An 18,920-nucleotide genomic window follows, 5' to 3' on the forward strand; every position below is an offset into this window, starting at 1 on the left:
ATAATAAGCTTTTTGTGTCACGCACCAACCAGGATTTTGTGACAATTGCGTAAGTCCTGATTATCTATTACCCATTCCCTTGCATATCCTTAGCGTTAACAAATTTGTCTGGTGTTTCAATGGCAGGAAGCTGAATCACTTGCTCTAAAGTTGGTCTTTTTTCGAGTTTAAATTCATCCAATTTTACTGGCTTTCCTGTTTTTGCTGATTCGAGAATTGCCCGAATTATCCGCACGTCTGCTAATCCTTCTCTTCCACATGGTTCTGGTTCTTTATTATTCATCACGCAATCGGAAAAATATTGAATCTCTGCACCAAATTGATCGCCAGCAGAAAAGGACTGTTCTTGTTTCTCTCCTTCTATGGTAATCTCTTGTTTCAAATCACCTGCATAGGTATAAGCGCTATCCATTCGCAAGTCACCTTTAGTTCCAACTACTCGGAAAGTTGCTGTAGAAGCAGATCCAAAACTACTCGTAAAATGAGCCAATCTTTCTTTAGGAAAACGCATGGAAACGCTTGTCATTTCATCAACTTTTGCAAAGCGTTTTTCGCCATTATTAGCAATAAAGGCAAATACTTCTATTGGCTCGTCTTGAAATAAATAACGCGCTGCATTAATGCAATATATCCCCATATCATAAAACGAACCACCGCCGTTTTCAAGCGGTTCTCTTAATCTTACATTTCCGTCATCAACCTGTTGAGAAAATACTGAATCAAAAAAACGAGGTTCGCCTATTTTTCCCGATTGAACTATTTTGACTGCTTCCATATTTGCTCTATCAAAATGCAGACGATAAGCAATCATTAGTTTTACATTGTTATCTCTTGCAGCGTTAATCATCTGCTCGCATTCATTCTCAGTTATAGCCATTGGCTTTTCGCAAAGTACGTGTACCCCTGCTTTAGCCGCTCTTACTGTATGTTCGAGATGTAAATGATTCGGAGAACCTATATATACTGCGTCTATATCTTCGTTTTTCAAACATTCTTCATATTGTTCGTAGGTATAAGCTGGAACATTATACTTTTTACCAAGTTCTTCACGTTTGGTTTCGTCTCCAGATATTAATGCAGCTAGTTCAGAATTGTTAGTATTAGGAAATGCTGGTAAAACGTCTTCTTGAACAATCCAACCTAATCCTAAAGCAGCATAGCGTATTTTATTTTTACCGTTTTGTGCAGCCATAGTTTTCACCTATTTTTAGAAATTTGTCTAGAAGAGCCACTCTCGTGCGCGGGTTCCCCCCGTTGTCACGACTGCCGCCGCGTTGAGAGAAGTGGCGTGCAGTTTGAATAAGATTTGACTAACACTTATGTCAATAAATTTTTTTACTTCTGCGCTTTAATCTAAACACCTGAGCGTGTTGCATCCATCTTCCCATCGATTGAAAACAGCTTGAACATAGTTTCTGTCTACAGAGGAAGCGTGAAAACACAGTTGATGATATGGCTAGGATTTTTTATAACTAATTAATATGTAGGTTCCTGCTCTGTGGCGATCAAAAATTGGTCTTTAGCGTATTTCATTTTCTTTGATTATATTCAAAAGCTCTGGGATAACTATCCTACAAGAGTCTCATGATAAGAATAATAAAAAAACAGAATAATTATGAAATTTAAAAACAAATCAAAATTTTTAACTACTGGGTTTTATCGAATATTTTACTTAGTGCCTATTATATTTATGGCTTACGCATATATCGAAAGTAATGTTTTAACTAGCTGCGCTTGCAAGTCAAAATCATCTGAAGGGAAAGTTTATACCGGTGTTATGAATCGTGCCCAGCAAGCTTTATATTTAGAAAAGAACTTTTTTGCAAAGTCGTTTAATGAATTAAGTCAAATACAAAATTTAGGTTTTACTAGGGAAACTAAATATTATCGTTACTCAGTTCAAGCTCCAGAATCGGCAGTGTTTCATTACGCTGTTCCACGGAGGAAAATACTGGAAAAGCAGGAATCGCTAAAGATTAAAAGCTACGTAGGGGCAGTATTTATTATTTCCGATCCAGAACACAAATCAAAAACTCAGACTAAAGCAATTATTTGTCAGTTCGATACTTCTGGCGCAATTCTTCCGCAACCAACTCTTGAAAATAATCTTCCGATTTGCCCTAAGGGGACATCTTCTTTATAAAACTAAAATAATAAAATAAAAAGGGAAGACAATTATCAATGAACAATGAACAATTATCAAGGAATTAATTGGTAATTGATGATTGATGACTGATAATTGACCCACCATAATGCTCATTTAAAAATTTTTCTTGCAGAAACCAAGAAAACTTTGGCAAATTTTACAGCCTTTAATATTTAAAGCGTCTCTTCCGCTGCTTGGATCTAGCAATTGCTTTACGTTTATGCTTTTGTAGGGGCGTTTCAAAGTGGCGATGCTTCTTTATGTCGGGCATAATACCAGCTTTAGAAACCTCGCGCTTGAATCTACGCAATGCTGATTCAATTCCTTCGTTCTCGCCTACAACTATTTGGGTCATTCTTTCTCCTAATCTAAACTAACGCTGTACAATATTGCGATTAATGCCTAAGTGTCAACAGTAGCATTAACTGCGAGCAAAAGAAGGGCAAATTTGTTGTATGCCCTTCATACTCTAAAGTTAAATATTTTTTCAGTTGGGTAAGGTTATATCTATTATATCCTTCGCCATTATTCCCTTACCATCTACCACCACCAGAAGCACTTCGTTCTGGCTTGGGCTTAGCTTTATTTACTCGTAGACTGCGGCCCATCCATTCAGCACCGTCTAAGGATTCTATTGCAGTAGTCTCTTGTTCATCGTTTCCCATTTCGACAAATGCAAAGCCTCTGATACGTCCTGCGTCACGATCCATTGGTAAGTAAATACTTTTCACTTCTCCATATTCGAGGAATATTTGTTTTAGTTCCTCTTCCACAACCTCATAAGAGAGATTGCCTACGTAAATCGACATACAACGTCTCCAGAAATAACAGTATGATGAGATTTACATCCGGAGAAGTCTGCAATACATAATCAAACAAACTGAACCACCGAACTCAATCTTCTAGAGATACCATAGCATAAATAAGGCAGCCATGTTGCCCCTTAAGAAAGCTTTGACATTAGCATTTAAACGCAAAAATTTCTGCTTATTGAATAAAAATGCTAAAGGTGTATATTTCTAACGTTATTGAAATTATAATTTAGATTTTCATAAAGGTCAAAATAAACTGTATTTTAGATGTCAATCGTAGCAAGCTTTTGAGGAAGAGCCAGTCTTCTGAGCATGATGGCTCAACTGAGAATAAGCAGCTTTAGGAAAAGTCTTTGGGGAGCGGGAGAGGGGGAAGACGGGGAGAACAAAGCATTGCTGACATCGTGCAGCATTCTCGATCAGCTGGAAAAACCCGGTTTTTTTAAGTGTGACATGATTATTGCTTCATCAAGCCAGCAAGAAACCGGGAATAAAGCTACTACTGCAAAATGCGTATTTTACTCAACCGAAAAGCTTTACAGAAAATCGATTGAATTTTAACTGCGAATTTGCTCCATTACTTTACCGACAATCTGCAACGCTGTATCTACTTCGACTTCTGTAACAATTAACGGCGGCACGAAACGAACAACTTGAGTGCCTGCTGGAGCTAGCATTAACCCTTCGTTCATTGCGGTTTTTACTATATCAATAGCATTGAATCCAATATCTGCTTGCAGTTCCATGCCGTTAATTAAACCCCAACCGCGTACTTCGGTAATATATTCGGGATATTTAGTGGCAAGATTTCGCAAACCTTGACGTAGTTGTTCGCCTCTTTTCTCTACATTTTCTAAAATATTTTCTTTTTCTATAGTATGGCAAACGGCGATCGCTGCTGCACAGGCAAAGGGATTGCCGCCGAAAGTACTAGCATGTTCGCCAGAGCGCAATACATCGCAGGATTTTTTTGTCATCATGGCACCGATGGGGATACCACCACCTAAGCCTTTGGCACTAGTAAAAACATCTGGCTCAACACCAAGCTCTTCGTAACCCCAAACTTTGCCACTACGTCCCATTCCGACTTGCACTTCGTCGAAAATTAACAATATGCCGGTTTCGTCGCAAATCTTACGCAGCTTTTGAAAATATTCTATATCCCCAGGACGAACGCCTCCTTCTCCCTGCAAAGGTTCTAACATGATAGCCGCGACAGCATAATCGCCTTCATCTAAATCGCTGATTGCTGCTTCTATGGCTTTAATGTCGTTGTAAGGTACGTAACTAAATCCCGGCACTAAAGGATTAAAGTTTTTTTGATATTTCGCTTGTCCGGTAGCGGTAATTGTTGCTAAAGTTCGTCCGTGGAAACTTGAGTTTGCAGTTAAAATGATTGGCTTATCAATGTTTAAAACGGTATGAGCGTATTTTCTTGCCAACTTTATCGCTGCTTCGTTGGCTTCCGCACCGGAATTACAGAAAAATACTTTGTCGGCACAGGAATTATTAACTATCCAACGCGCCAATTCTCCCTGCTCGGGAATGTAGTAAAAATTTGAAACGTGGTGTATTTTCTGTATTTGTTTGGTTACTGCTTCGATTAATGCGGGGTGGGCATGTCCCAAGGTACAAGTAGCAATTCCGGCAACAAAGTCTAAGTATTCCTTGCCTTCTGTATCCCACAAACGGCATCCAGCGCCTTTTTCGATGGCTACCGGAAAACGTCCGTAGGTGGACATTACAACTTCGTCAAAGCTTTCTTTATTAAAAGGATTAGATGATAATTCGGATTGTGGAACAAGAGTCTCTATGCTCACGGCTTAACTCCTGAGTATAAGTATATTTACATAAATTGCATTAATTAAGAAAAGGAGAATGGCTACCAAAGGTAACTACACCCATTTCATGAATACAGCAAAAACAAACTAATGCAAGAAGTTTATATTGTAGTGTGATTTACTTTATTTTGGAAATATAGTTTTACAAATGAGGGAAGAGGGAAGACGTTATTATGCGGCTGTGCTCAATCGCCCATGTCCTTACGGACACGCTCCGCTAACACTCTAGCTATGGTGGGGCTACTTAGGGACTTCCAAAAAAAATAATCAATCGCTTTGGTGAGCAGGGGGAGCAGGGGAAGCAGGGGAAGCAGGGGGAGAAAAATCTGATAAACGTATTAGACGCATGGATTGAGTAATTTAATTTTTGGATGTTCCTTAAACAAAGCCCCTCCGGGTATCTCCCTCCGGGAGACGCTCCGCGTTCACGAAGTGACCCGTTAGGGTAACACTAGTTTGGGGGACGGAAACCGACACCCCCAACTAGATTCACCGTCTGCACGGGCTAAATTCGCTGCATCTTTATAAAGAAACGCTCTAGTAAAACGTTTTAAAACGGTGTTTCTGCTTGCAAATATATTTTTTCTCCCGAATACGGATGCTCAAATGTGAGTTCCCTGGCGTGAAGATACAGCCGATTTGCTTGTGTTAATTGGCTGCCATAAAGCTTATCCCCAAGAATAGGCATATTTAAACCATTTTTATCGGCGGCATGAATTCTTAGTTGATGAGTTCTTCCAGTTAAAGGAACAAATTCGATACGAGTGTAATTTGGTTTTTTATTTAAACTTAAATTTAAAACTTTGAATTTGGTTATACAATGCTTGCCATATTGATAATTCACTTCTTGGTAAGGACGATTTTCGGGATTTCCCCATAATGGGAGTTCAATCGTACCTTCTTTATTTAATTCCTTATTTAATAAATAATCTGAGAGGATTGCTTCATAAACTTTTTTCACCAGTCTTTGCTCGAATTGCTTGCTTAATAAACGGTGAACTTGTTTATTTTTTGCTAGCAGTAAAATACCAGAAGTATCCATATCCAACCGATGTACCGCTGTCATTTTTTCGCAATCGGGTAATAAATTAATTAGACGACTGACAACACTATCTTGATTGTTATGGTATCTTCCGGGAACAGATAGCAAACCAGATGGTTTATTCACGGCAATTAACCATTCGTCTTGGTAGATAATCGGAATTTCTTCCGCACTAGGAAAGTAGTTAGACGGATTTGATTTTAAACCCGACAATAGAAAACCCATTAATGGTTGACAGCGTTCGATACAAGCACCGTAGAATTCTCCCGGTATTTTATCCCGAGTTGATTTCCCCCACCAAAACTCGGCGATCGCTAATGGTTTGAGGTTATTAGTTGCAGCATAATGAAGTAATTTGGGAGTACAGCAATCTCCCGTACCGGTGGGTAAGCCTTGAGGCATTAATTGCTGTAAACTTGAGGAATTACCCAAAAAATTCATGATTGTATAAGCTGCGTGCATCTGTGATTGTAGCTTGCGGGATGTTTCCTTACGCTGCTGCTTTAATTCCCGAATGCGTATATCTGCATTATTAATTACCTGCTTTAGCGGCTGTAAAGCTTCATCGCGCTGTCGTTTGAGTAGCTTTCGTTCAATCCCATCTTGACGGCTTTCTTCTTTAAGTTTTTCTAATTCTGTATTTAATATCAAGCTTGGGTTAATGATTGTCATGACAAAAAAAGTGGAATAATCCCAAATACTTTGAGATAAACGACATTCTTTAGGTGAATGCTTCCCTTGCAATAACGTTTTATATAAAATAATTAAAATATGGTGCGATTTTTCTGCCGTTTGATTATAGCGGTTCTCGCTTGAGTACAATACAGTTTCAACTTTACCTTTTCCCTTCTCCTTGATAAGGAGAGGGGTGCCTGAAGAGCGGGGTGAGGTAAAGGTGTATTCTAGGAAATTCGTTATATTGTCAAGTTGCTGACGTTTTTGATGGCGCTGCTGTTTTTTTACTTGATGCCGTTTAGCCATTTCTTGCAAACGTTGTTCAAATTCTAAGGCTATAGTTTCATATTGTTGTCTTTGGGAAAGTTGTTTCAACTGAATAATTTCTTGTTTTATAGCTTCTAACTCTGCCAAAGTACGATTTTCTTCTAAAACTACTTTTTCTCTACCTAGAATTGGTGGTACCCAACCTTCAATGATACTACTGCCATTAAGTAACCCGGAAAATGCTTTGAGTATTCTTTTTTCACCGCTTGGTAATTCGACTAATAATATCCCGTACATTTTACCTTCACGAGAATATATTTCATTATTTGCTAGTTGTCGCATTAAGCCACGAGCAATTAATTCTGCTTCACAAGTGCGGGGAAGTTGTAATAGCTCACCATCAGCAGCATATCCCTGGTAGTAATAAGTAGGAGCTAGATTATTGACTTTAGAATTAGTGTCTATGAAATCTGAAAGTGGGTGAAGAAGTAACATCCTGCATATTTTATAGTTTATGGATAATTACTGAATTAATTAATTGCGTTTTGGTTACTAATTTACCAGAAAGACTTACCAATTAATAGTTTTTGTCCAAAGTTTTATTTATACGTTAGGTTTATAATTTATACTAAGCTTAAATTATAATTCTGAGAATTAAACAAAAAAAATTTAACATTAAATCTCAAGTCTTGTATTTTATCTTCAAAGCTCATTTTTCCGAATTAGCTATGCATTACTTATATTTACGGCATCATACAGAGGTATTCATCATCCGTGAAGTTTTAGAAAATAACCGAGTAGGTTGAAAAAATACTAACAGTTTTGATTACAATCCTTGAAATTACAAGTTATCAAATTTGAAAAGACGTATGATAACAGTTAAAGCCAGCGCATTGTTTTTGCAAGTGCTGTTTTTATTATAAGTCACTTGGATTTCCATATGAGCATACAAGCAAAACATACTCCTACCCTTGAAATCGGGCGAGTAAAAACCGCTTCAAACACTCAGCAAGATACTACCCTCAGCCTTGACGAGCTATCCAAATCTATCTCCGATGCTTTAACTCAATATCCCTACTACATCGTAGTCAATGGTTTTACTCCGTTGCGAGAGCGCAACCAATTAATGGATTTAGCCCGTGCTATTCGAGCCAAAATTTCACCACCCTCTAGAACCAATCACGAGGATTTTAACAAGGTTTCTTTCACAAAGGTTTATATCAATCGTCAAAATGGAGAAACTGAGGAAAGCAGCGTTACTCGTTACAGTCGCACGCATTTGCGATTACCTCCCCATACCGATTCTTCCTATATGATGTTACCCCATGAAATTGTTGCCTTTCACTGTATTGAGGCAGATGAAAATGGTGGTGAGTCTATCATGGTGCCGATTGACGATATTTTACAAAATCTTGACAAAGAGGTTGTAGCATGTTTGCGAGAACCCGTTTATCCATTTGGACAGGATTGCCATGCAATTATCTGCGGTGATGAAGATAATGCTTTAATTCGCTATTATCAAGCTCAAATACAGCGTTCCTTAAATGAAAATCATTTGCTTTCGGAGAAACATCAAGCAGCCCTCAAAGCATTAGATGAATTGCTCGACCAAAATCACCTAATGCAAACATTCCATTTAAAACCCGGTCAAATTGTATTCATGCAAAATCATAAAGTGCTACACGGTAGAACAGCACTATCACCAGAAAGTAACCGCGTGCTGTATCGTCTGCGGATGCATGTAAATAGCTTGGGGAATCAAGGAAAAATTGCAGCCCCACAGGATGTTAATTCTTATATGGAATTAGCTACAGAGCTAGAAAATATGGGACGGTTTGAATCAGCACTAGAACAATACCGTTATGCAACTGAATTTGCTGCGGATGATATGGGCGTACTCAACGCTTACGGTTCTCTGCTGCTCAAAATCGGACAGTTTGACCGAGCAACTGAAATTTTCAATCAATGTAAAATTATCGATCCCAACGATTATGAAAGCGGACTGGCTTTATCTAGTTTGGCTCGGATGAAAGGAAATCAACTCGAAGCCAAAGCTCTTTTAAAGCCAGTGATGAAAGCTCATCCCCTTGTGAGTGAAAATGAAAATGATTTATTACCGGAACAGCCGACGATATTAAGAATACGCGGTATAGAAGATGCAGCTTACAGTATTTTGAGGAGTTCCGATGGCACCTCTAAAAAACTATTGCGCGGAGGACACTTTGCTATTAGCGACCTGCTTGACGATGAAGACTATAATATGGTGTTGTTGAATGTCTTTGAAAATAATGTAGATACCTTAAACGAATTTCCCAAATTTGATTTGATGCTCAACACCATTGCTTGTCCCGATTCTAAACAAGCATCATTGCTAGCAGCAGCAAGATTTGTAGACCGTTATCCCCACATTCCCATAGTCAATCATCCCCGTCAGGTGCTCGAAACGAGTCGGATTCGTAACAGTTTGCGTCTAAATACAATTTCGGGGGTGAAATTCCCTAAAACTGAGAAAGTTTGGTGGTCTGGAGATAATTTAGATGAAATCATCAAAACTATCTTTGGCTGGGGATTTGAGTTTCCTTTTATTGTGCGTAAAGTCGGCTCGCAAACAGGTCAAAGTGTCGCTCTTTTAGACAACGAACCAGCATTACGCGAACATTTGCACAACAGTCCCACCCATCAAGAATATTACATTATCCAGTTCCAAGATTGCCGAATTCGTCACAATGTGTATCATAAGATGCGCGTCTTTTTTATCGACGGTACCCTGTATCCAGTGGCAAATGTTTTTAACGACACATGGGATATCCATTCTGGCGATCGCTACAGTGTAATGGATAAGAGTCAATGGATGCAGGCAGAAGAGCGAGCCTTTTTAGGTGACACCTGCGGCTATTTAGGGTGTGAAACTTTTAACCGTCTGTACAGGATTTACGACATTATCAAACTGGATTTTTTTGGTATCGATTTAACAATTCTGCCAGACGGAACAATATTTATCTTTGAACTGAATGCAGCTATGAGACACAACTTCGACCATGCAAAGAATTTCCCATACACAAGACCTTATTTAGAAAGGATTTCCAATGCTTTTGCTCAGATGGTCAGGGATAGGTTTCGTTCGTAGTTGTGCTTCAGCGCCAAATATTTAGGGCTAAAGCTATGGCGTTGCTGAATTGAGGTATGAATTTATTTTTACTTGTTAGAGTTAGCCCCCTAAATCCCCAAAATTGGGGGCTATTCATACTTTTAATCAGCAACGCCAAAGCTATTATTTACAAACAATAATTTACCCTTCAGAAATAGTGGTTTGTCCCATTAATTTTTAACTGGTTCCTAGTAAGACGGCTAGGAAACCATGACTGAAGGCTCTGCTTTCACTATATCAGTCAGAGGCTGAGCCTCTAGATATGCATTCCCAGTGCGGAGACTGAGAACGAGTAGAAGAGTAAAAAAATTAAAAATTAGTTCGCAAGCGGGCTTTTCGCATCAAGAAACTTAACACGGTTTCTTCTTTTGAAATGATAGTCAGCCTACCTTCGGCTCCTGGAACTAGTTCGCAGGTGCGTTGATTGGTCTGCAAAATTTGCTTTTGGGGTTTGACTATAACCGTATAACCTGGTTGGCTAATTTGAGCAGGTGTTTCTGTTCCGCTATCGGTAGTATTTGTGGACATCGTATCGGGGGAAATCGATTTCACTTTACCAGGTAAAGAGCCAAAATTAGATACAGGACAAGCAGAAACCTGCATTTGAGTTGGGAGTCCTACTTTGACTCTATTAATTCTATCTGATGGGACAACTGCTTTTATTTCTAGGGGTGTATCGCTAGGAATAATTTGAGCAATAGTGTCACCCGAACGCAGCACTTGACCGACGTTACGCAGTTTTAGTCCGTATAAAATACCGGTTATTGAAGCACGAATGGTGCTGTTCTCTAACTCTTTTTTTACCTGCTTTAGTTCTTTGATGTCGCGATTCAACTGATTTTGGGTTTCGAGTTTGTCCTGTATGAGTTGTTGGCGGGAGCGATTGAACTCAGCCTCAGTAGCTGTTTTTCTGGATTGTTCTTGGGCAACTTTAGCTTGAGCAGCTACTACCTCGGCATCACTGGGATTTAATCCTGCCTCAAGTTTTCTCAACCTAGCTTGAGCAGTTCGTAAACCAGCTTCTTTTTCAGCTAGCTTTAATTTAGAAATTGCTCCATTACCCACTAATAACCGATAGCTTTCAACTTCATTTTTAGCCAAATTAAACTGGGCTAATCGTTCTTCCACCTCAGCGGTACTAACAATTTGTTTATCCCGAAAACTGCGCTTTGCTTGCGTTAATTCAGCCTCAGAAGCAGCAATTGCCCGCTGTATCTGGAGTAATTCAGCATTCTTTTGTTGTTCTAAAGCTTTCAGTTGAGCTTCAATTTGCTTTAATTGTCCCTGTGTTTTGGTAATGTTGCTTTCAAGTTGGTCTGCTTGAGTACGCAAACGAGAATTATCTAAATAGGCGATCGCCTGTCCTTTTTTTACTGGCTGATAGTTTTTTACGGCAATCTTAGTTACTGTTCCTTCCGCGCCAGCCTGTACTAGTCTTGCTTCTCCGGTAGGACGAATTGTAGCTGTAGTTTTAACCGTAGTGCGATAGGTCACAACCGTTGTTGCTGCTGCACTCAGACCCAGTACCCCCACAATAAACCAGCTGCCAAAGGTTATCCAACGGCTTAAGGAAGGCAAAAATTCCTTAGTTTCAATCGGAGATAAAGCTTCTGGTTTTACCGAGAGGCTAAGACTATTACGTTGTCGTGGATGAGTCGTTAAGCTTTCCTGAGGAGGAACTATATCGGGAACCTGCTCATCTGAAGGATTAACCGGATTGGGGTCTGAATATTCTGGCATGGGCAGAGTTTCTCCTCAAAATCTACAGGTTGAGTTCACCTCACCCCGTCCTGCGGACACCCCTTAATAAGGAGAGGGGAAGATTATTAAATATATTTTGATTAATTTTGTATTATTAATTTGTATCATGAAATCATTCCCGATTGCTGTCAGTTAAGGAGAATCTTGAATCCTCATCCGAATCGGTTAACAATACTCCACGTAAAAAATGAAGATGCTCCCCATCTTGAGCGAGCAGAGATTGAGGAGAACCCTCAATATCGAGTTTGCCCTCGTCGAGTATGACCACCCAATCAGCAATTTGAATGACGCTGGGACGATGGCTAATTAAAATTGTAGTTTGTCCCCGGCGATGAGTTAACAACCGTTTGAGTACTTTGGCTTCACTTAAGGGATCTAAACCAGAAGTGGATTCATCCAAAATTAAAATGGGAGGCTGCATAATAATTGAGCGCGCGATCGCAAGTCTTTGACGCTGCCCGCCAGAGAGATTCGAGCCAAATTCTCCTAAAACGGTTTGATAGCCATCGGGCAAACGACTGATAAACGTATCGGCTTCTGCAATCTGACAGGCTTCAACTATTTCTTCAAAGGTTGCACCAGGCACGCACAACCTAAAGTTTTCCAGAATCGAACGGCTCCAGAAATGGGCATCTTGAGGAATCAACACCACTTGTTGCCGCAGACATTCTGTAGATAAATCCCGCATATTGTAGGAACCAATTCGTACATCCCCTGATTGGTAGGGATGCAACCCAGCAATAATTTTGGCAAGGGAGCTTTTACCGCAACCGGAAGTACCCACAAGAGCTGTTACCTTACCCCCCGGAATAATCAGAGAAAAGTTTTGCAACAAATCAGTGCGACCGGGATAGTAAAAATTGACACGATTAAATGTAATCTCGGCATTAGCTGGAATTTCAGCAAAAGGTTTAAGCCAATCTTCCACAGATTCTTCTTTAGCATCCAACACTTCGGTGAAGCGCTGTACGGAAGCTTTGACTTTAGCAAACTTGTCAGCAAACCTGACCAGAAAACCAATAAAACCGACAAATTTGGCATTCATACCGTTAAAAGCAAGCAGTTGACCGATACTAAGTTCCTGATTGATTACCAAAGAACTGCCAAACCATAACAAACAAATGCTACCAATACCTGCAACCAGCCCCGAAAACTGACTATTTAAAATCCCTACCTGAGATGTTTTAAACTCTTCTGAAGCAAGATTGCCAAACCGACTTTGCAATTCGTTCCAAAGCTGGGGTTGAGCAGCAGTAGTTTTGACTGTCATTGCACCTTTAAAAGTTTCTACCAAAATCCCCTGATTTTCTGCATCTAATGTCAGCACTCGCCGTACTTTACGCTGCAAAATTGGTAAAAATATCATGGTTGCTCCCGTCATAACCCCAGCCACCGCAACCGATAGCAGAGTCAGCTTTTGACTGTAAGACAACATAAAACCAAAGGATACCAGTGCAGTAAAAAATAAACTCGGCAAGCGCACGGCAACATCAGAAATTAAACCGTTGATGCGAGAAATATCTTCGAGACGGCTAACCACCTCACCACTACGACGAGATTCATAATACATCAAAGGCAGTTGTAGCAGCTTGCGACCAAATTCAAGGGTAAGTCCTAATTCTAATCTTTGAGCCAGATGAGCAATTAAGTTATACTCCACCAGACTAAGCACGCTCTTAATTACAATCAGTACGATAACTGCCGTCGTCACCGTACTTAATAAATTGGTATCGCGACGAATTAAGACATCATCGGTCAAAAACTGAATTAAAAATGGGTCTACCAGAGATAATAAACCAATAAGTTGGGCGTAAGTAAACGCTTGGAATAAAGTGCCGCGATAAGGCCAAACTCGTTGCACAAACCTGCCAAATCCATCGGTTTTATCGTTTGGCTGACGGTAAAATGCTTCGTCTGGCACCAAGAGCAACATTACCCCGTTACTCCAACCCTGGCGCAGTTCGTCTGTACTAAGATAGCGAATACCAGTTGCTGGATCGGCAATTACATAACGACTGCGCCGTCTACCGTAAAATACCACCCAGTGTTGACCCTTCCAATGGACAATCGCTGGTAAAGGTATCCTATCAACGTCAAACTTTTCTAATATATCAGCATTGACTCTACCAGAACGAGCATAGAAGCCCAATCCCTCAGCACCGCGCCGCAATCCTAATAAAGAAGTTCCTAATTGTCCCGTTCCTACAGCTTCCCGCACGTGGGAAAGTGAGAATCTTCGCCCATATTGTTTAGCAATCATAGCGATGCAGGCAGCACCGCAATCCTCTTCACTATGTTGACGAATAAAGGAATATTTCATAAATAGGGGCAATGGAGCTTTCTTATACTAAGATTAAGAAACGCTTCTGAGATTGTTGTCCAACAGCCTCAGAAGCAGATAGTAAAAATAATTTCAAACAAAGTCTTAGATACTTTAAGTTAGCCCAACAAAAGTATCTAGGCTTTTTTTAGTCTCCCTCATCATCGTCAAAGCCGCCATAGCCGTAATGCTTAGGGTAATGCTTTTTGTACTTTTTGTAATACTTCTTACGACCACCATCATCATCGTCGTCATCATCACCATAGCCGCGACCATAGCCGCCGCCACCACCGGTGAGGTTAGACTCTTCTTCTGTAGATAGCTCAGCTAGAAATGCTTGAGCATCATCTATCAAGCGGTTGTTATTTTTCATTTCAGACATTGTTTTATCTCCTAAAATCGTTAAGGCAAATCGAAAAAGCTCGAAGAACAATCATCGCTATCTAACTAGTATTGATATTGAGTGACTGTACTGTAAATTAAACCGGTAAAGATTCCATTTACTCGTTTATCTTCGGATTTTCTGAGATATCTTTGAGAGAATAAATGTAATGATTGATTCCCTTAGCTATTAAGATATCATGCTTTATTAATTATGTAGCAGTGCTTACTAATAAACTAACTATTTTTGTACCTTAAGGCATATACTTAGTAATACTATAAATCTTATACATTTTTGTATTGTGTGATAAAAATATTACTTTTATTATTTTTATAAAGTAAAATAAATTAGTTCTAAGAGAATATGTATAATCAGTTGATTATTCCAATTGTCTGTAAGCTATGGAATGTACATCATACTGACACGAGATTTAAAAAAAGTTGCAATTAACAAATGGTCAAAATATCTACTCAACCAGTTAGTGTAAAGATATACGTTTAATTTAGCTAAAGCCAATTGAAATAACGTTATGAAAGGCTAAATCAAGAAAACGAATACAAGTACTTATGATATTTGTTTGTAATCGGCTAATTTATGAATTGAGTGACTAATGTCAATACGTCTAAATATAGAAATGAATTGCTGCAAAATAATAATTGTTTGCAGTGAAACTCATTAAGAACATTTATGCAATCCGCCAGGGACTGCAAGTCCCTGTCTAACAGCGAAAGTCCTATAAATCTTAAATCTTGCATCATTCTCAACAACCGCCTTAGAATAAATTCTCAGGCTAATATACAAAGTCTTCTAAAGAGGACTGGACAATGCTTTGAGTGCGTTTTAACGTACTTTGTATATGAGCCTTGAAATTGATTTCTCTGCGTTCCCAGGTCGCGTGCGGGCTAGAAAGCCTCCGGCTTACAAGGGGCGTATTCGGGCTTAACGATAATGGTGCAAGATGTCAGATAAATAGGACTGAATGAAGTAAGTAGGTTGGCGTGAATTATTATCGTTAAGACCGCAAATTTAATGTGGTGGAGTACTATTATGCAAAAGTTTGGTCAAGGATTGTCATAAAAATTTTTTCTATCGATCGTAAACCTTAATTAATGCAAGATGTGAAATTAACGCTCTTGGCAGGCTAAAGTATTGATAAAACTATTTTTGCGGCTGATATTATTATTCTGGGGTTGATTTTTGCGAGCAGATACTGGAGCGGGTTTAAGAGGAATCAAATTTTCATTGATAAAGGGTTCTGCATTGGATAAACTATTAGGACTATAGGGAATACCACCAGTTCCAACATCATAAAATTGAATCTTTGCACCTCCCCTACTGGCTTGGCAATTTTGGCTGACTTCTGCATTAACTGTTTCTTGCGGCAATTGATTTAAACCGCGAGTAGGATCGATTTCAAGAGTATCAATATTCACGCTACCGTCTATTCCGAATTCGGAACTAGCGGTAATATCATTAAAGAAAGTCAGTTGATTTCGGAATTCAATCCCGAATAAGGCTTGAGTAGTAATATTGATGTTGCCACCGTTACCCGTAAAAGCATTGGCTGTAATATCGTTACCTTGATTATTTCCAGGGAAAGCAACTATAAACGGACTATTAATCGTGATATTACCGCCATTTCCACCAAATTCTTCGTTTCCTGCGGTGGTGGATATTTGACTATCGCGACGCATGGTAATAATATCGTCTGCTCTGACATTAATATTGCCACCTATAGTGCTGCGAGTTGTAGCGTCTATTAAACCATTATCAAGATTTAAATTATCGGTAACTAATTGAATATTCCCACCAATTCCTCTACCTTGACTGTTAACAGCAATATTGGCTTTATCTTTAACAATTAAATCTGGTGTGACAATATTAATTTCTCCAGCATTTCCCTCAACAGATATGCTATTACTTCCAGTTGTAATAGTGCTGGGAATTAAATCGTTAATTTTAGATGTACCTATTACTTGAACTGATTCAGATGCATTAATATTAATAGTTCCTCCGTTACCACTTCCATTAACTAAAGCAGATACTCTTGCTCCATCAGCAACTTTTAATTGAGGAGTATTGATTTTGAGATTACCACCATCTGCACGTCCTGCGTCGGTTTTTAAAGAACTAATATCAATACCGTTGCGTATAGTTCCAATTACTTCCACCGATTCTGTGGCATTAATTTCTAAATTTCCACCTTTCCCAACGAAAGCAGAACTAGATACTATTCCTCCATCTTTAATAATTAAATTACCGGTATTAATGACTAAATTTCCAGCATCTCCAATTCCATTAGTATCAATTGATAATTGAGAATTAAGAAAATTAGCAAAACCAATAATTTCTACAGATTCTGTTGCATTTATAGTTAAACTTGCTGCTGGTTGATTGCCTCTGACATTAGCTGTAACTTGAGAACCATTTTGTAAACTGAATTTTTCTGTATCAATTAAAATATTACCTCCAGCACCGCTAAAGCCCGAAGCCGATATATTACTATTGTTATCAAGAGTGACAAAATCATTAGTTTTGATATTAATATTTCCCGCGCTTCCTGCTGTATTTTGAGTTTCAGATTGTCTACGTTTTGAACCCCCAATTGTAGAATTATCCGTCATTACAAGGGACTGGGCATCTATAACAATATTACCTCCCTTGTTTTCTCCTAATAGTGCAGAAGTGAAAATTTGACTATTTGTTAAAGAAACGGAACCTCTAGCTTTAATATTAACTTCACCAGCATTTTCTAAAGTACTTCCTGCATTGATGCTGCTTGATTCTAAGGATAATGTATCGGCTATAATATTTACTTCTCCAGAATTTCCTCTTCTATCATTACTAATAGCAAGTTGAGCATTTTTCATCTGTAAATTGCTAGTTTCAATATTAATATTTCCTGCATTGCCAATAGCTAAGGAGTTATTTTCCGCAAACTCAACCCGTGCTAAAATCGTACCGTCATTCAAAGCAACAGATTTTTTCGCATTAATATTCACATTCCCAGCACTTCCATCTCCCGAATTCTCGGTTAATAGCAGATTGCCATCGTCAATATTTAACGAACCATTACTAACAGTAATATTAATATCACCTGCATTACCTACCGCTCCATTAATTACTTCGCTAGTAGCAAGAGAAACGAATCCACTTCTTATCCCGGCAAATTTAACTTCATCTTTAGCCGTAATATTAATATTTCCAGAATTACCTTGTCCCAAACTACGAGATTGTAAATTGCTACCGTCTATAATTTTAACGGAATCCCCTGCTATATTAATGTTACCTCCATTTCCAACACCATCGGCATTGACACGAGTATAAATATCGGAATAATTGACTTCAATTAAATCATTAACGTTTATATTTACATCACCAGCATTTGCAAAACCTTCTGTACTAGTATTGAGTAAAGATAATTCATTTATTGAGACAGAATCAGCATTAATATTAATATTTCCACCTGTAGGTGTAGTATCTTCTTGAATTAAATTAAAACTGCGATTATCAATAGTGCTATTTGTTAAAGAAATATTTCCATCACTGTCAAGGGTAATATCTCCACCGACTTTTCCCCGAGAAACTATCGAAGTTTCGGGATTTACAATAATATCTCCACCTGCAATTAAATTAATATCACCACCTTTACCCAAATTAAACCGTGAAGAAGCATCTAGATTACCTTTTATATTTATCGTATCCGCAGCTTCTAATGTTAAATCTCCTGTTGCTTGCAGTTGATTTTGTAAATCAAGATTACCAGCAGCTAATTTCAAATCTTGTCCAGTTTGCAAGTCAGCAGTGCTAGTAATTGTTCCCGGTATTCCTTCAAATTGCAAACCTACGGGAACTGAAACATTATTTACTAATAACGGTGGTGCTTCTGGATTTGTAGCACTAAATTTTTTACTCTCAGGAAACGTCAAGCTACTAGCCGTACTTGCAATAAATGAACCCCGAATATCTAAACTAGTATTGGCACCAAATATAATTCCATTGGGATTGAAAAAATAAAGGTTAGCATTACCTAAAACACCTAATCTACCGAATATTTGAGAAGGATTATTTCCGGTAACGCGAGTGAAAATATTTTGAATTGTTGCTGGGTTGGAGAAATAAGCAGTATTCCCTTCACCGATATTAAATTCCTGAAAACTGTGAAATAAATTAGCTCCCCTAGTTACTCCACCATCTATGCGTTGCAGTTGAGGAGTTATGGTTTCGACGACAGAATTATCATTACCAAGGGTATTATCTGGAATAATTTGAGCCGATACTTTGTCTTTAATTCCCGTGAAGCAGAGGAAAGTTGTTAAAGGTAAAGATAAAAACCAAAATTTTAAATTGGATTGCATTTTAATATAGATAATTTGTAATATCAGACTTCAAATATAAAAATTAGTAGATATTTTTTTACTTTTACTTATATAATTTACGACAATGATTTTATCAGTAGTTTCAAAGATATTCTTTTAATTTATATTAATTTTAGACATTTGATTATAATATGCAGCAAATAGCTG

11 protein-coding genes are annotated in these 18,920 nt (G+C 38.5%); 2 read left to right on the top strand and 9 right to left on the bottom strand.

Annotated elements, in window-relative coordinates; genetic code table 11:
- Window positions 1-67: 67 nt before the first annotated feature.
- Window positions 68-1,192, bottom strand: coding sequence for a Gfo/Idh/MocA family protein (locus tag RIV7116_RS24785; protein WP_015121073.1), 1,125 nt, complete (start codon window positions 1,190-1,192; stop codon window positions 68-70).
- 498 nt (window positions 1,193-1,690) lie between these two features.
- On the opposite strand from RIV7116_RS24785, the gene RIV7116_RS34175 reads away from it, so the two are divergent.
- Window positions 1,691-2,143: a type IV pilin-like G/H family protein gene (locus tag RIV7116_RS34175; protein ID WP_157229327.1), complete on the top strand. Its 453-nt coding sequence runs from the start codon at window positions 1,691-1,693 to the stop codon at window positions 2,141-2,143.
- 169 nt (window positions 2,144-2,312) lie between these two features.
- Here the strand turns inward: RIV7116_RS34175 and rpsU are convergent, their stop codons facing one another.
- The 4 genes from rpsU to RIV7116_RS24815 form a co-directional block, all read right to left on the bottom strand.
- Window positions 2,313-2,501 (bottom strand): 30S ribosomal protein S21, encoded by a 189-nt coding sequence (gene rpsU / locus RIV7116_RS24795; protein ID WP_015121075.1) that lies wholly within the window; start codon window positions 2,499-2,501, stop codon window positions 2,313-2,315.
- Window positions 2,502-2,679: 178 nt separating this feature from the next.
- On the bottom strand, window positions 2,680-2,955 hold the full coding sequence (locus RIV7116_RS24800) for an RNA-binding protein (protein ID WP_015121076.1): 276 nt from the start codon (window positions 2,953-2,955) through the stop codon (window positions 2,680-2,682).
- A 560-nt stretch (window positions 2,956-3,515) separates the two neighbouring features.
- Entirely contained in the window at window positions 3,516-4,778 is a 1,263-nt protein-coding gene (locus RIV7116_RS24810) for an aspartate aminotransferase family protein (RefSeq protein WP_015121077.1), read from the bottom strand.
- Between the two features lie 571 nt (window positions 4,779-5,349).
- Window positions 5,350-7,278, bottom strand: coding sequence for an RluA family pseudouridine synthase (locus RIV7116_RS24815; protein WP_015121078.1), 1,929 nt, complete (start codon window positions 7,276-7,278; stop codon window positions 5,350-5,352).
- A gap of 445 nt (window positions 7,279-7,723) precedes the next feature.
- Between RIV7116_RS24815 and RIV7116_RS24820 the strand changes: the two genes are divergently transcribed.
- Window positions 7,724-9,910: a TauD/TfdA family dioxygenase gene (locus RIV7116_RS24820; protein WP_015121079.1), complete on the top strand. Its 2,187-nt coding sequence runs from the start codon at window positions 7,724-7,726 to the stop codon at window positions 9,908-9,910.
- Window positions 9,911-10,240: 330 nt separating this feature from the next.
- On the opposite strand, the gene RIV7116_RS24825 is transcribed toward RIV7116_RS24820, so the two are convergent.
- From RIV7116_RS24825 to RIV7116_RS24840, 4 genes are all read right to left on the bottom strand, one after another.
- Complete coding sequence (locus RIV7116_RS24825) at window positions 10,241-11,671, bottom strand: HlyD family secretion protein (protein WP_015121080.1); 1,431 nt, start codon at window positions 11,669-11,671, stop codon at window positions 10,241-10,243.
- A gap of 133 nt (window positions 11,672-11,804) precedes the next feature.
- Window positions 11,805-14,012 carry a peptidase domain-containing ABC transporter gene (locus RIV7116_RS24830; RefSeq protein ID WP_015121081.1) on the bottom strand — a complete coding sequence of 736 codons (2,208 nt, stop codon included), beginning with the start codon at window positions 14,010-14,012 and terminating at the stop codon, window positions 11,805-11,807.
- Window positions 14,013-14,160: 148 nt separating this feature from the next.
- Window positions 14,161-14,394: a hypothetical protein gene (locus RIV7116_RS24835; protein ID WP_015121082.1), complete on the bottom strand. Its 234-nt coding sequence runs from the start codon at window positions 14,392-14,394 to the stop codon at window positions 14,161-14,163.
- 1,124 nt (window positions 14,395-15,518) lie between these two features.
- Window positions 15,519-18,752 (bottom strand): filamentous hemagglutinin N-terminal domain-containing protein, encoded by a 3,234-nt coding sequence (locus RIV7116_RS24840; protein WP_015121083.1) that lies wholly within the window; start codon window positions 18,750-18,752, stop codon window positions 15,519-15,521.
- Window positions 18,753-18,920 lie beyond the last annotated feature (168 nt).

Origin of the sequence: Rivularia sp. PCC 7116, from assembly GCF_000316665.1 — a bacterium.
GTDB lineage: Bacteria > Cyanobacteriota > Cyanobacteriia > Cyanobacteriales > Nostocaceae > Rivularia.